Raw genomic sequence first — 15,391 nt, 5'->3', positions numbered from 1 at the left:
CCCAAAAAACAGCCACAAGTTTACGCAACGACCTGCTTCGGGCGTAAACCTGTGGCTGAATGTGTTTTAATTATTTGATAACCAGTATGGGCGTATTAGAATGGAATATCATTCTTCGTGCAATACTCGGATTAAAAAGACGGGCAAATACATTCCGTTTATAATTCGTAATGCAAAGCACGTCTATATTTTCTTCTTTTACATATACATCTAAATTATTCAGCAAATGGTCTTCCGTCACTATATTATAACTGATGTTTAACTGCGGGTATTGTTTCTTGAAATATTCTTTAATACCTGCGAGCTTTATTTCATTCCACGTACGACGCTGCTCGTTTGTATTCAGATGAATAAATGAAATGTCGAACTTATAGTTTTGAAAAGTCGTAATGAGCGAATCAAACGCTATCAGGTCGCGCTGGTCAAAGTTGGTAATAAACCCAACCTTATGTATTTCGTTAAAGTTCTTAGCCTTAACATGTTCCGGAATCGCATAAACAAACGTAGGGCTACGGTCAATAATTTCCGCCGTCACACTACCTATTAAGTCCAGCTCCTTCTCACCCATTCCGCGGGTGCCCATAATGATGATAAGCGGTTCTTCTGTGCGGGCATAATGAAGGATTTCCTCTTCGGGCACTCCCTCACGCAGCAGGCAAGTATACTTCACAGACGGAAGCTCACCGCTATTTATCTTTTCTTTGATATGCTCGACAAGTTTATTCAACTGCTCGTGTATATTATCCAACATGCTTTTAATGCCCATTTCTTTTTCGAAAGGAATGCCATACCCCTCCGTAGCATATTGCAGGCTCGGCATGTATACCGGACTGAAATACACGTGCATCAGAACAACTTCGGCATGAATTTCATTGGCAAAATTGAACCCAAACTCACACGCCTTTAAAGAATACCCTGAAAAATCTATCGGAATTAATATCTTCTTGCTCCGGCGTTCCGCTTTCTGAGGCTCTTCTTTTACCACTTCATCTGCCAGCCAAGCCGAACTTTCAATGATTTTCAAAGCACGCGGCAGGTCGCTTTCTTTAATACGGATTCGTACTCCCGATGAAATAACCGGCTGAATTAAGTTCACATTATGAATATATGCTTCAATACCTTCATTCTCAAGTACGGTTTTAAGAATTTGCGCCTTGGAATAAGTCAAAATAGCTAACGTAACAAGTTTTTCTTCCATAACACAAGTTTTTTAAGGTTGAACATATAAGAAAAAATCCCAGCCATCGGGACACGCTGACTGGGATTGGTATTTTACGCTTTTTGCTGTTCCTTTAAGATAGCGATTGCTTTGTCAAGCACTGTCGTATCGTCCAACATGACTAAACCGCCATCCGGTCCCGGCTCCAAGTGAATACCTACACTTTTACCGTCTTTAAAATTATGTCCGCCAAAGAAGTTCCGCACCGTTTCTACGCTCAGGCTCAGTTCGTCGGCGATACGGTGCATACTTCCGGTGGGCAATGAATCTTTAATTTTACGCAACTCGTTAAAAGTTATTGTTCTGTTCATAGTAGTTCCATATTTAAGAGTTAGACTGATTGTTTTAAAATCTCGATATAAAAATAATGAAAGATTCTGACAAGACAAATAAAATCAATAATATTTTTACAAAAATCGGTTTCCGGGCCTGAATTTCTATCATATAGTTCATAAAAACACGCTCCGGCTTCGTCAGGAGCTTTGAAAAACGCTAACGGTAAAACCGGTCAGTCTTCCGAATAGAAATGGTGAACTCATCCGTTAGAAAAGGACAACGCTAACGGTAGTATTTTTCGGATATAACGGCGGAGAATTTCTTGCTTTCGCAAGGCAGGAAAGTTAAAGGGATTTATATCCAACAAAAAAGCCGAAGAAACTTTACTGTAAGTTCTTCGACTTTTTTTATAACAAATTCAAACAGGTTCTATAAGTAGCATCAGAAATCGAGCACTTTGGCTTTAATCATTCCCATTACCAGTGCGTAAATATAGGTAAGCAACAAGACAAGATGCAGCAAGTTTACATCTTCGCTACCGTATGTTTTCTTGTCGGTGGCATAAGAGGGTGTCGACATGTAGCGGTTATTGATGAACAGTTTTCTTTGGAGGAAACTATAAAGCCAGTACGTAAGAAGTGAAATACAGCAACCGCATATTGCCCCGCAGAGGATGTCGCCCGGATAATGTACGCCCAAATAGATTCGGGAATACGACGGGATGGCTGCCCATACAAACATCATCCATGTAAAGCATTTGTTACGGATAAGTAGAGAAACAAACATAGCTACCGCAAACGTATTGGTGGCATGGCCGGAAATGAAGCCGTACAAGCCTCCCCGATACCCGTTGACCGTATGAACCAGATACATTATCTCAGGGTCTTGGGTAGGACGGAAACGGGCGAAAAAAGGCTTGCATATACTGGATGAAAGCTGGTCTGCCAACGTTACGGTCAAAGCGATCATCCCGACAATCAGCAGAGCCTGTGTAGGCTTATTATTCTTGAAAATAACATATAAAAGCATCAATATAGCCGGAATCCAAGTAGCTGTGCTGGTTACCACCCACATCACTCCATCCCAGAACAAGGAGTGACTTCCGTTCAAGGTAAGCAATAGTTCTTTATCAAAATCAATAAGTTGCTGTATGTCAATCATAATGGAACGTATCAAATAACTTCAATAGCTTTCGTCTGCACCCAACCTTTATTACCGTCTTCCAAGCGGATTTCTTTCCACTCTGTCATCGAATTATCTTCGATATATACTTTGGTTCCTTCGTGAAGTACAAACAAATCTGTCCCACTTTCATCGGGCGTGCTTTTTACTGTCACCGTAGGGCTCATTATAATTGCCCCGTTACGGATTACCAGTTCTTCTTTTTGCCGACCGGCAAAGACATTGGCAAATATCGTGACCAGCAACAATACGAAAGCCGAAATAAATCCCACTTTTTTCACCCATATCCGATTGCCGAAAATATAGAAAACCATTCCCACCAAAAGCAGTATGAAAGAAATGATACCAAGTCTGCCCCATCCACTTTCACTCATCAGGTTGGTGAGCGCGTTTATCCATGTTACAATAAACACTTCACTGGCGGGCATAATCTGATCGACAGTCTTGCTCCGGGCCATTTCCAAATTAAACCGGGTGTCAGAATCGCCCGGATTCAGCAACAAAGCGCGCTCATAGTTGAGTATGGCTTTTGCCATATTCTTATCTTTAAAATAACTGTTTCCCAAGTTATAATAAATATCTGCCGACTCATCTCCGGCATTTAAGATGGCCTCGTATTTCTCAATAGCTCCTTTAAAGTCATTGTCTTGATAAGCTTTGTCGGCTTCCTCTTTTGCCGAAGCAGCCGATACCAGTTGGACAAGACTTAATAAAAACACGTATACGACAAATAATCTTTTCATCCTTTCCTGTTTTTTAGTGTTTAATATTGTTTTCCATCTTACTGATGATTTCAACGGATGCGGAATAAACTTTATCCATTGCTTCGCTTTCATTTCCCGGAGCATAGCGGGCAAATTCACATTCATTCAGTGCAGCAATAAATTCTTTTACCAGCTCTTCGCTCACGCCATATTTTGCAAGCTCAGCTTCAATATTGTCTTTTGAAAGCTGCGAAACCGGAATACTTAACTTATCACTGATATATCCCCACAAAGCCTTCAGCACTTCGTCGTAGAATTCATTTTTCTTGTTTTCAGCCAATAATTTACCAGCCAGCTTCATACGCTTGGTAGCTACCTTGTTTGCTTTCTTGGTCTTCATTTTTGCCATATTTGCATTTTCTTTCGCACGGTTTCTATACAGAATGACAAAAACAACAAACAACAGCAACGGTATGATATACCATAAATAGTATCCCACTGTTCCGAAGAAGAATTTACCTTTCGGATACAATGTCGTGTCGCCAAGCTTAATAAAGCGTATGTCTTTACCAAGCACTTTGACGCTTTCTTTATTGGTAAAGTCGGAAATCACTTGGTCGGCATTTCCCTGTCCTTTTTCCACTTTCAGATTATACGCCTGCGTTTTCAGTGTCTTATAAGAATTACTCTTCAGGTCGAAATAAGTAAACTCAATCGGCGGAATAGTAAAGTTACCGGCATGACGCGGAATGGCCAAATACTCAAAAGTCTTCGTTCCGCTCAATCCATTATTTGTCAGGTCGTAATTATCCGTGACTTTCGGATCGTAAATTTCAAAATCCTGCGGGAATTTCACTTCGGGCGTATTGATTAACTTCATGTTTCCTACTCCGCTCAGCGTCAACTTAATAGTTACAGCGTCATTCGTCTTGACCTCAGTAGCATTAATTGATGAAGAAATTTTAAAATCTCCTACTCCGCCAGAGAAGTTGGCTGGTTTAGCCGGCAGCGGTTCTACGTTGATAGTCAGTTTCGGGGTTACGATTTTCTTTTTTACTTCTACATATCCGCCCCCGTTAAAAAAGGCATCAAACGGATCTTCCGAGAAAGTCTGTTGTGCAATTACGCCATCGAAAGTAATAGAGGGAATCTCCAATTTACCAGTCTGCTGCGGAAACAAGATATACTGACTCCATACGGTTGTATTATAATTTCTCCCTTTATAATGCTCCAGTTTGAAAGTTTTCTGCTGGGGAAGTTGTACTTCCTGAGTGTGGAATCCTTTCAAATCAGGCATCTTGCCGTACAGTTGACGGAGGTTTACCAGCGTATATACTTTATAAGTCAATAAAATAGCTTCCTGCTCGTGTACAGTTGTTTTACTTGCCGTAGCTGTGATAAACAAATCATCCTTTGTTATTTTACTGCCCGCTTGCTGGCTACGAGAGGAAGAAGCGCCTCCTTGCTTTCCTCCGGCATTACCACCAGTCGATTGATCTGCCGGAAGAACTTTAATCTGTATGGAATTTGAGAAAATCTTTTCTCCTTCAGCCTCTATGCTTGCAGCGGGGATAGTATACGTACCTTCTTTTCCCGCCATCAGAATATACGTAAAGGTAATCGACCGGCTGGACGATACTTTTCCATTAATAATTTGCGTACTGCTTTGCTGCGAGCGACTGGGGCCCATCAAAACATCGAATCCGCTAATAGACGGAGCACGGAAATCCTTTACCTGCTGTGTATTAACTGTAAACTCCAAACGAAACTGGTCACCGCTTACCACCACATCAGGGGCACTGGCAGTAAACGTAACTTTATTTGCAGCCTGCATCTGCCACGCAGTAACCGTTAATAATAGTAAGAAAATAATCTTCCTCATTTATTTCATTTTTTATATTATCTACTCAATAAACAGTATCACCAATCTTTCTCTAACTTACGTCCTTGAACCTGAATTTGTTTTTTCACTTTATCTTGGACATTCTTTTCATCCTGCATCACTGCGTTCAGCAATTGTTCCGCATTTTCTTTCGACATTTGGTTCTGTTGCTGCTGTTGCTGATTCTGTTGCTGTTCTTGTTTATTTTGGTCTTGCTGATCTTTATTTTGCTGTTTATCATCCTGCTTTTGATCTTGCTTCTGCTCTTTATTCTGGTCTTGATTCTGCTGCTGTTGCTGCTGATCTTTCAATTGTTTCTGTGCCAAGGCCAAGTTATAGCGAGTTTCATCATCTTTCGGATTGTTGCGCAATGACTCTTTATATGCTTCAATACACTGCGGAAGCTGTTTCGACGATTGCAGGATAACCCCCATGTTATGATATATCCGCGCTAATTTGGATTTATCTTTTTCAATGCGTGAAGCAGCATCAAATTGCTCCATAGCCTCTTTTGCCTTTTCTTGCATGAGCAAAGAATTACCGAGGTTATACATGGCATCCGCCGATTTAGGGTTTAGCTCCAACGCTTTACGATAATCCACTTCTGCCTTGACAAACAAACTGTCTTTATAAAGTTTGTTTCCGCTTCGCAAATAATCCCGCTCTGTTTTCTGTCCGTACGCGAAAACAGAGACAAACATCAACATCAATAATATATATCCCTTGCGTATCATTATCTCAATCTCGTTTAAAGAGTCTCACATTCTTGAAAAGCGGATTTTTACGGTCTAATATCATGATTTCGGCTGCCAGTAAAAGCAACGCCAGCCATGCCAACACCTGAAATTGTTCATCGAATTCGGTAAACACTTGGGTTTCGACATCCGCTTTTGCCAACTTATTAATTTCTGCATTCAATGCCCGTTCGGCACGATTGGTATTGTCTACACGTACATACATTCCGTTTCCGGCCTGTGCGATTTCCTGACACATCTGTTCGTTCAGCCGCGTAACGATAACGTTTCCATCCTTATCCCGCCGGAACTCGTTCTGACCTTCCGTAGGAATGGGAGCTCCATCGGGCGAACCTACTCCAAGTACAAAGACACGCACTCCTTTAGAGGCTGCTTCTTTTGCGGCTTCTACCGCTCCGCCTTCATGATTCTCACCATCGGTTATCAGCACGATAGCTCTACCAACCCCCTCATTCGGAGTAAAACTCTTCATAGCCAAGTCGATAGCCCCTCTGATATCTGTTCCCTGCGTACTTATCAATGAAGGACTGATAGTTTCTAAAAACATCTTGGCAGATACGTAATCGCTTGTTATCGGCAGCTGAGTAAAGGCCTCTCCAGCAAAAACAATCAGTGCCACTTTATCATTATTAAAAGTCTCAACCAGCCGCGAAATCAGTTTCTTTGATTTATCCAAACGGCTGGGCGTTACATCTTGTGCCAACATCGAATTGGAAATGTCTAACGCCACGACTGTTTCTACGCCCTGACGTTTTACCGTTTCCATCTTCGAGCCGAATTGCGGACGGGCTAACATAAAGATAACCATCGTAAGTGCGGCAAACACTAACCAGAATTTTACATCCGGACGATATTTAGAAACATCCGGCATTAATTGTGCCAGCAATTCCGGGTCACCATACCGGCGAATTTTCTTGCGGCGTTTATAATTGGAATACAAATAAAACGCTATCAGAAAAGGCAGTATGATTAGCAAATATAAATAGATAGGTTCTCCGAATCGAAACATAACTTTCTCTTTTTAAGGTATTTTCTTTAATACGGTATTGCGCAAAACTATTTCCAGCAAAATGCAAAGGAAAGCAATCAGTGCATACAGTTCATAGGCCTCTTCGCGCTTGCTGAACTCTTTTACATTCAACTTGGTTTTTTCCAACTTGTCTATTTCGCGATATACATCTTTCAACTTCGAGTTACTGGTAGCGCGGAAATAGTTGCCATTCGTAGTTCCGGCAATTTGCGACATGGTTTGTTCATCTATCTCAACAGGCATCTGAACATACTGTACTCCTGCATAAGTTTGCATCGGATAAGGAGCGGTTCCATTCGTTCCTACTCCGATAGTATACACTCTGATACCGAACTGCTTGGCTATTTCGGCAGCAGTAAGCGGAGAAATGTCGCCACGGTTATTCACACCGTCGGTCAAGAGGATAATGACTTTCGATTTAGCTTTGCTATCTTTCAGTCGGCTTACGGCATTGGCAAGTCCCATCCCCAGTGCCGTTCCATCTTCTATCATTCCACGCTGCACCATATCGCAACTTACGCTGCGGAAAAGATTCAAAAGCACACCGTGGTCAACCGTCAGCGGACATTGGGTAAAAGCCTCTCCTGCAAAGATGGTTAAACCGATATTATCGTTCGGACGACCATTGATAAATTCCGATGCCACCTGTTTTGCCGCCTCAATACGATTCGGCTTCAAGTCTTCAGCAAGCATACTGGTAGAAACGTCTACCGCCAGCATGATGTCTATTCCTTCTATTTCCGTATTCTGCCAATTATCGGTAGTCTGCGGGCGTGCCAATACCAACACTATCATCACAAAAGTAACAATCCGCAATACAAACGGGGCGTGAAGCAGCCATACCTTCCAGCTTCGGGGCGCATTCATATACATACGCGCCGTAGAAACCTGCATGGTAGGCTCCGTTTTTTTACGCTTCATGATATACCATACTATATATGGGATAAGAAGCAGTAGCAGAAACAGATATTCAATATTTGCAAAAACCATAACTCTATTAATTTATTAAAAGAAGAGCGCTATTATATGGCGGATAGCCACATAAAGTGCTATCACAGCGCCGATACCCGTAACCGCTATGCTGCACAACAACATAATGCGTCCCTGTTTCGAACGCTTTTCCTCCACCTTAATTTCCGTGGGTTCTTTCTTGGCATTCGGGTCTTCTTCTTTTTTGGTTTGATTGATAAAATCAACAGCACTAACCAAATTCATATCATTTTCGTTCATCAAAGGCGCAAACTTGGCAAACTTCACGAGATCGGCAGTTTCGAAAAGCACTTTCAAGTCATTGATAGACTCTTTATCTTTTTCTTCAAGCAACCGTTCGATAATCTCAGAAGAAGTCATTTCCATCGCGTTAAATCCGAAACGTTCCTTTATATAGACACGGATTACGTCTGTAAGTTCGGTATAATAAAGTTTCGGTTCTTCGCGCTGCCATGCCTTGTTTGCCTTGATTTCTTCTATCTTCTTCATGGCAGCCTGATGAGGAGGCAGCTTGGGTTCGATTTTGATAATCTTAATGATAGGCTTATTGTTCCGGTAACGGATGACAAAAAAGACTGCCACCGCACCCAATATGAGCATCAACAAGAAAGCGTATACCAACGGGGCAATGTCACTCCATGTCAAGGGTACTTCCTGAATACTCTTCGGCCCAAAAAACTGGTCGGGATGAAGTGTATCCACCGGCACAGAATATACCTTTAACGCCAATGCCTGCGACTGATAAGATTCGTTGTCAACCTTAACTTCAAAAGGCGGCAGATAATATAAAGCCGAATCGAAAGAAGTAATGGTATACTCCTGAGATATCAGCCAACGCTTATTCTCGTTAAGTAATTGCGTATCCGGTTTAGCAACATCCAAAACTTCAACTCCCTTCACCAGCGTATCACGCACGGCAGGCAGAATCAGTTTATGATTGGCATCCATACTGACCTCAAGCTTTACCTTTGCCTGCTCGCCGATGAGCAATTGCAAAGAATCGATAGTTGCCTCCACAGTCACCTGTGCGCGGAGCGTGGAAGAAGCCAAAAAAAGCAAAGCCATACAGCCCAACACTTTCAACGCCCTTAACCTATTACATAGGGTATATTTCATCTTTTCTCTTAGTTTCGTTTAGCGAATAAATTCAACAATGCTTTTACATAATCTTGGTCGGTACGCACCGAAACCGAATCGACATTACAATGCGTAAAAGTGTCATTCAGTCTGGCTTGTTGTTTCACCCACCATTCATAATGCGCTTTACGCAGTGCTTTCGATGAGGTATCAATCCACTGTTCATGACCCGTTTCCGCATCACGTACATGCATCAAACCAATATCCGGTAATTCCTCCATTCGGCGATCGTACACCTGAATAGCCACCACATCATGCTTACGGTTTGCCACCGTCAGCGCATTTTTAAAATCGCGTTCATCAATAAAATCGCTTAACATAAACGCCGTACAACGCTTCTTCAACACATTAGTCAGATACTCAATAGCGCATTGCAGATTTGTCCGTTGACTTTGCGGTTGAAAATCCAACAGCTCACGGATAATGTAAAGAATATGTTTACGCCCTTTTTTAGGGGGAATAAACTTTTCTATACGGTCGGAAAAGAAAATAACCCCGATTTTATCGTTATTCTGGATGGCAGAAAAAGCAAGCGTCGCCGCTATTTCAGTCACCATACTTTTCTTCATCTGCTTTACCGTTCCGAAATCCAAACTGTTCGACACATCAACCAGTAACATGACAGTCAGTTCGCGTTCTTCTTCGAATACCTTAACGAATGGTTTGTCAAAGCGAGCCGTTACATTCCAGTCTATATCGCGTACATCATCGCCATACTGATACTCGCGCACCTCCGAAAACGCCATACCCCTGCCCTTGAAAGCAGAATGATACTGCCCCGCAAAAATATTGCTCGAAAGTCCGCGCGTTTTTATTTCAATCTGACGGACGCGCTTTAGTAATTCACTTGTTTCCATTCTTTTAAGATTAATCTTTTAACAACGTATAAGCCCTTTTCGCTATAACAGGCGAGCCGAAACACTCCGGCTCATTAGGGCACTTCTACCTTGTTCAGAATCTTACTTACGATTTCGTCAGACGTTACGTTAGTCGCTTCTGCTTCGTACGTCAATCCGATACGGTGGCGAAGCACATCGTGCGAAACAGCACGGACATCTTCCGGAATCACATAACCACGACGCTTGATAAATGCGTAGCTACGTGCCGCCAAAGCCAAGTTGATAGATGCACGCGGAGAACCGCCAAAGCCTATCAGACCTTTCAAATCTTTCAAATCGTATTTCTCCGGATAGCGGGTTGCAAATACGATATCGGCAATATACTGCTCGATTTTTTCGTCCAAATAAACTTGATGTACCACCTTACGGGCTTCGATAATATCTTCCGCTCTCAGAATCGGACGGATTTCTATCTTCTCGCCTGATATATTCTGACGGATAATCTTTTTCTCTTCTTCCAATTTCGGATAGTCGATAAGCACTTTCAGCATGAAACGGTCGACTTGCGCTTCAGGAAGCGGATAAGTACCTTCTTGTTCTATCGGGTTTTGAGTAGCCATTACCAAGAATGGTTCAGGCAGGCGGAAGGTTTCTTTACTCAAGGTTACCTGACGTTCTTGCATGGCTTCAAGCAAAGCACTCTGCACTTTCGCAGGGGCACGGTTAATTTCATCCGCCAATACAAAATTAGCGAAGATAGGCCCTTTTCGAGTAATAAACTGTTCGTCTTTCTGACTGTATATCATCGTACCGAGAACATCGGCAGGAAGTAAGTCGGGGGTAAACTGTATACGACTGTATTTTGCGTCAATCAAAGAAGCCAGCGTTTTGATTGCCAAAGTCTTTGCCAATCCGGGAACACCTTCCAAGAGGATATGACCGTCGGACAACAGACCGATTAATAATGATTCTATAAGATGTTTCTGACCGACGATAACTTGATCCATACCGGTCATCAGATTTGTAACAAACGCACTCTGACGTTCAATGCGTTCATTTAGCTCACGAATGTCAATAGCTTCAGCCATAATTTTTTTTATTATTTAATTTTTCTATTTCAATTAATGGAGCATCCGCATTTTTTATCAGACTCTTTAGCGTAAGAAATCGGACGAATGCAGACATCCCTATTTTATTACTCAAACGATGCGTCAAAAAGTTTTTTAACGCACCCCAAAATTAAAGGATTCGATTAACAGACACAACAAATATTTATTAAAAAATACAGATTGAGGTACAGATTTAAACCTAATTGGGCTAAAGAAATTTAATTTGAGGGTCTTTCCACGCTTTTTGCCCTTTTCGGCACAAGAACGGGAATGCGAATGGTTGTCCCGACAGGTACATTATTAGGATTTTTAATAATTTGTTTATTGTACCTCGCCAAATAAGGCCACAATTTTTTATTGCCGTAAAATTTCAAAGAAATTCTGGCAAGACTTTCTCCCGAACGGAGTGTATAAGTGGTTTTCGTTCCTGTCATGTCATATTCTACCGTGTCGGACAAATTTTCTTTACGGATTGAAATTTCTTCCTTTGCTGTTTTTCCTTTTTCATCCGTTTTTGTAACAGATTTTTTACTTACCGAATCAGTCCGGACGGCAACGGTTACAACCGGAGCAAGCATCACAGAATCGGGCTTATCAGAAGATATTGTCTCTGCCGGTTTTTGATTTTCAAAATAACAATGTAACATTGATTCGGGAATATATCTGCGCCCAGAGCCCAACATCCACGCTACAATTCCGCCAACCAATACACCTAACAGTAAAATAGCAGAAATCATGCACCACGGCAAGCGCATAACAATATTTTTTCCCATGCGAGACGGAGCCTCAGACACAGGCTCAGACTGAAGGACGCTATTCGATGTGTTTTCGGCAGATGGAACATCCTGTTCCTCAACCGTATTTTCTTCGTTCTCTGAAGACTCCGGCATGTCGCTGAAATGAACATCGTCTTTCAGAAGAACAGTTTCGAAATGTGCGAAAGGCTTATTCACAGCATCTCGGACCGATGCTTCGGGAATGAATGAAACTTTTGTATATTCTTTTATCTGTATACGCTCACCCGTATTGACATCCACGCTTTCGCGAGCGTTCACCTCAATCAGTTTAAAAGTACCTAATCCTTTGATTTTTACATATCTGTCTCGAACTAAGGCTTCTTCTATCAGAGTGAAAAAAGCCTTGACAAACGCTTCTGCATCTGCCGGTTCCATTTGATGATGTTCAATCAAAAAATCAATTAAATCCTGTCGGATGGTTTTGTCAGTCATCAGAAGTATTACTCTTTAGCTTTTCTTTTAACGTCAAGTTGGGTTTGAAACAAAGGTTTAACTTGGGCGGAACCAAGAAACGCTGCTTGGTCAACGGATTCACAGAAATACGCTCCATTTTTTTCTTCACTTCAAAGGTGCCGAAATTCTGGATTGTTACGTTCTTCCCTTCTTGCAAGTCTTGTATTATACATGCGATAAGAGAATCTGTCACGGTTGTCGCATCTTTTACCGTATAGCCCAAGCGGCGCGATAGTTCACTGATAAATTCTTTATTATTCATAATCCGTACAAACATTATAATATAGTGGCATACAAATCAAAATCGTCTGCGTCGTTGATTTTTGCTGTATAAAACTCACCTATTTTCAATGCCTGTCCTTCATCCTTCACCAACACTTCGGGATCTACCTCAGGCGAGTCGAATTCGGTTCTGCCCACGTAATACTCTCCCTCCTTGCGGTCGATGATAATTTTAAATGTCTTGCCTATCTTGGCGTGGCTCAGCTCAGCCGAAATCTCTTGCTGGATAGCCATCAGTTCATCCAAACGCTGCTGTTTCACCTCGTCAGGGATATTATCCTCGTATTTATCTGCCGAGTATGTTCCTTCTTCTTCCGAATAGGCAAAAGCCCCCATGCGGTCGAAACGAACTTTACGGACAAAGTCTTTCAGTTCCTCGAAATCCTGCTCCGTTTCGCCCGGAAATCCCACCATCAGCGTAGTTCTCAGATGAATGCCGGGCACTTCTTTACGGAACTGCTCAATCAGTTCATAAGTCTCGGCTTTGCTGACATGGCGACGCATCCGCTGCAACATGTTATCGCTGATATGCTGCAAAGCAATATCCATGTATTTACAAACGTTGTCATGTTCGCGCATCACACGGAACAATTCTTTCGGGAAGCGGGCAGGATAAGCATAATGCAAACGAATCCACTCAACGCCCGGTATCTGAGCCATGCGCTCAATCAGTTCAGGGAGCATTTGCTTTTTATACAAATCGACTCCGTAATAAGTCAATTCCTGAGCGATGACCTGAAACTCTTTTACCCCTTCGGATACCAACATACGGACTTCATCTAAAATCTCCTCCATCGGACGAGACACATGCTTGCCTGTAATGATGGGAATAGCGCAATAGGCACACTGGCGGTCGCATCCTTCCGAAATCTTCAAATAAGCATAGTGGGCAGGCGTAGTAAGATGACGCTCGATAGCAAACTCAGAGTGATAGCTTTTCCCCAAATCGGAAAGCAAGTCATTCCAATTAAATTTTCCATAAAACTTATCTACTTGCGGAATCTCTACCTGCAGTTCTTTCAGATAACGTTCAGAAAGACACCCCATCACATAAAGTTTTTTCAGGCGTCCCTCTTCCTTAGCCTGACAAAACTCCAGAATCATGTTAATCGACTCTTCTTTTGCATCCCCGATAAATCCGCACGTATTGATAACGGCTATTTCTCCTTTGGGATTGTCACTGTCATGGGTAACCTTATAGCCGCTCGCCTCCAACTGACGCATCAGTTTCTCCGAGTCTACCAGATTTTTAGAGCACCCTAAGGTTATGATATCTATCGTATTTTTTTTCATTTATTAGCTGTTGTTCCAAACAATGAATCCACAAACTCCCGGCGACGGAAAATTTGCAAATCTTCTATACCTTCACCTAACCCGATATATTTTACCGGGATTTTAAATTGGTCGGAAATTCCGATAACCACTCCTCCCTTAGCTGTTCCGTCTAATTTAGTAATCGCCATCGCATTGACTTCTGTTGCCAAAGTAAATTGCTTAGCCTGTTCAAAGGCATTCTGACCGGTTGATCCATCAAGCACCAAAAGCACTTCATGAGGAGCGTCGGGAATGACTTTCTGCATTACGTTTTTTATCTTGGTCAGCTCGTTCATCAAACCGATTTTATTATGCAAACGTCCTGCCGTATCAATAATCACCACATCCGCATTATTTGCCACAGCCGAGCTTAATGTATCAAAAGCAACCGAAGCCGGGTCGGCACCCATTTTTTGCTTGACAACCGGGACTCCTACACGCTCGCCCCAAATAACCAGCTGTTCAACTGCAGCTGCACGGAACGTATCGGCAGCTCCCAGATAAACCGATTTTCCTGCTTTTTTAAATTGATAAGCCAATTTACCGATAGTGGTGGTTTTACCTACTCCGTTCACCCCTACTACCATGATAACATAAGGCTTCTTGCCCGACGGAACGCTGAAATCGTCTGCATCTACCGTATTATTTTCAGTAAGCAGAGTAGCTATTTCTTCACGAAGAATATTATTCAATTCATTCGTATCAACATATTTATCCTTGGCTACACGCGCCTCAATACGTTTGATAATATTCAATGTGGTCTCCACACCCACATCCGAAGTAATCAAAACTTCCTCCAGATTATCCAGCACCTCGTCGTCTACCTTCGATTTCCCGGCAATGGCACGGGCTATTTTACCGAATACGCTCTCTTTGGTTTTAGATAATCCTTTGTCTAAAGTCTCTTTCTTTTCCTTCGAGAAAAAACTAAAAAATCCCATACAATCTGTATTTATTATCTGTTTCAGATACAAAGATATACGAAATATTGAAGACATACAAAAAAAGTTCCTCTCATTCTAAACATGAAAGGAACTTTTTATTGATTTGTTCTCAATGCGTAATTATTTCTTCAGATGTTCCTGTACTTTTTCGTTAGGAATCATTTGTTCATCAAAAATGTAAGCACCGGTTTTCGGAGACTTAACCATTTTGATAACTTTTGTATAAGAACGACCTTCTTTACCTGTTTGAAGGGTTGCGACTGTTTTCTTTGCCATGGTCTGTTATTATTTAATTTCTTTATGAACTGTTACTCTCTTCAAAATAGGATTGTACTTTTTCAATTCCAATCTTTCTGTGGTATTTTTTCTGTTTTTAGTTGTAATGTAACGAGAAGTTCCCGGCATACCACTATCCTTCATTTCAGTGCATTCAAGGATTACCTGTACTCTATTACCCTTAGCTTTCTTCGCCATAGTC

At 41.9% G+C, this 15,391-nt stretch carries 17 protein-coding genes; all 17 read right to left on the bottom strand.

The genetic code is table 11. The features are described 5' to 3' along the window. Window positions 1-70 precede the first annotated feature (70 nt). The gene (locus tag M3085_RS06505) at window positions 71-1,198 is read right to left on the bottom strand and encodes a universal stress protein (RefSeq protein ID WP_191709483.1); all 1,128 of its coding nucleotides are present in this window, start codon (window positions 1,196-1,198) and stop codon (window positions 71-73) included. Between the two features lie 74 nt (window positions 1,199-1,272). Next, window positions 1,273-1,530, bottom strand: a complete 258-nt coding sequence (locus tag M3085_RS06500) for a DNA-binding protein (protein ID WP_191709484.1) — start codon at window positions 1,528-1,530, stop codon at window positions 1,273-1,275. Window positions 1,531-1,936: 406 nt separating this feature from the next. Beyond that, window positions 1,937-2,653: a phosphatase PAP2 family protein gene (locus M3085_RS06495; protein ID WP_249052664.1), complete on the bottom strand. Its 717-nt coding sequence runs from the start codon at window positions 2,651-2,653 to the stop codon at window positions 1,937-1,939. 14 nt (window positions 2,654-2,667) lie between these two features. Then, complete coding sequence (locus M3085_RS06490; protein WP_204499974.1) at window positions 2,668-3,420, bottom strand: tetratricopeptide repeat protein; 753 nt, start codon at window positions 3,418-3,420, stop codon at window positions 2,668-2,670. A 13-nt stretch (window positions 3,421-3,433) separates the two neighbouring features. Then, a complete protein-coding gene (locus M3085_RS06485; RefSeq protein ID WP_249052558.1) occupies window positions 3,434-5,263 on the bottom strand; it encodes a BatD family protein in 1,830 nt (609 codons plus the stop codon). A gap of 38 nt (window positions 5,264-5,301) precedes the next feature. Beyond that, window positions 5,302-5,997 carry a tetratricopeptide repeat protein gene (locus tag M3085_RS06480; protein ID WP_191709487.1) on the bottom strand — a complete coding sequence of 232 codons (696 nt, stop codon included), beginning with the start codon at window positions 5,995-5,997 and terminating at the stop codon, window positions 5,302-5,304. A gap of 4 nt (window positions 5,998-6,001) precedes the next feature. After that, window positions 6,002-7,027, bottom strand: coding sequence for a vWA domain-containing protein (locus M3085_RS06475; RefSeq protein ID WP_191709488.1), 1,026 nt, complete (start codon window positions 7,025-7,027; stop codon window positions 6,002-6,004). 12 nt (window positions 7,028-7,039) lie between these two features. Beyond that, the gene (locus tag M3085_RS06470; protein ID WP_204499978.1) at window positions 7,040-8,038 is read right to left on the bottom strand and encodes a vWA domain-containing protein; all 999 of its coding nucleotides are present in this window, start codon (window positions 8,036-8,038) and stop codon (window positions 7,040-7,042) included. Between the two features lie 15 nt (window positions 8,039-8,053). Then, window positions 8,054-9,154 (bottom strand): hypothetical protein, encoded by a 1,101-nt coding sequence (locus tag M3085_RS06465; protein ID WP_410554334.1) that lies wholly within the window; start codon window positions 9,152-9,154, stop codon window positions 8,054-8,056. A gap of 8 nt (window positions 9,155-9,162) precedes the next feature. Beyond that, entirely contained in the window at window positions 9,163-10,032 is an 870-nt protein-coding gene (locus tag M3085_RS06460; protein ID WP_249052557.1) for a DUF58 domain-containing protein, read from the bottom strand. 74 nt (window positions 10,033-10,106) lie between these two features. Then, window positions 10,107-11,102, bottom strand: a complete 996-nt coding sequence (locus M3085_RS06455) for an AAA family ATPase (protein ID WP_191709491.1) — start codon at window positions 11,100-11,102, stop codon at window positions 10,107-10,109. A 239-nt stretch (window positions 11,103-11,341) separates the two neighbouring features. Next, entirely contained in the window at window positions 11,342-12,352 is a 1,011-nt protein-coding gene (locus tag M3085_RS06450; RefSeq protein ID WP_249052556.1) for an HU family DNA-binding protein, read from the bottom strand. After that, window positions 12,345-12,635, bottom strand: coding sequence for an HU family DNA-binding protein (locus tag M3085_RS06445; protein ID WP_191709493.1), 291 nt, complete (start codon window positions 12,633-12,635; stop codon window positions 12,345-12,347). The genes M3085_RS06450 and M3085_RS06445 overlap by 8 nt, the downstream gene beginning before the upstream one ends. 14 nt (window positions 12,636-12,649) lie before the next feature. Continuing rightward, window positions 12,650-13,948, bottom strand: coding sequence for a 30S ribosomal protein S12 methylthiotransferase RimO (gene rimO, locus M3085_RS06440; RefSeq protein ID WP_204499981.1), 1,299 nt, complete (start codon window positions 13,946-13,948; stop codon window positions 12,650-12,652). Next, on the bottom strand, window positions 13,945-14,910 hold the full coding sequence (ftsY, locus tag M3085_RS06435; protein WP_191709495.1) for a signal recognition particle-docking protein FtsY: 966 nt from the start codon (window positions 14,908-14,910) through the stop codon (window positions 13,945-13,947). The genes rimO and ftsY overlap by 4 nt, the downstream gene beginning before the upstream one ends. Before the next feature lie 123 nt (window positions 14,911-15,033). Then, entirely contained in the window at window positions 15,034-15,189 is a 156-nt protein-coding gene (locus M3085_RS06430; RefSeq protein ID WP_191709496.1) for a DUF4295 domain-containing protein, read from the bottom strand. Window positions 15,190-15,198: 9 nt separating this feature from the next. Then, complete coding sequence (gene rpmG / locus M3085_RS06425; protein ID WP_005841291.1) at window positions 15,199-15,387, bottom strand: 50S ribosomal protein L33; 189 nt, start codon at window positions 15,385-15,387, stop codon at window positions 15,199-15,201. Between the last annotated feature and the right edge of the window lie 4 nt (window positions 15,388-15,391).

The organism is Bacteroides caecicola, from assembly GCF_023337095.1.
Classification (GTDB): domain Bacteria; phylum Bacteroidota; class Bacteroidia; order Bacteroidales; family Bacteroidaceae; genus Phocaeicola; species Phocaeicola gallinarum.
The sequence above is the reverse complement of the archived record's forward strand: the minus strand, read 5'-3'. Positions and strand labels throughout refer to the sequence as shown.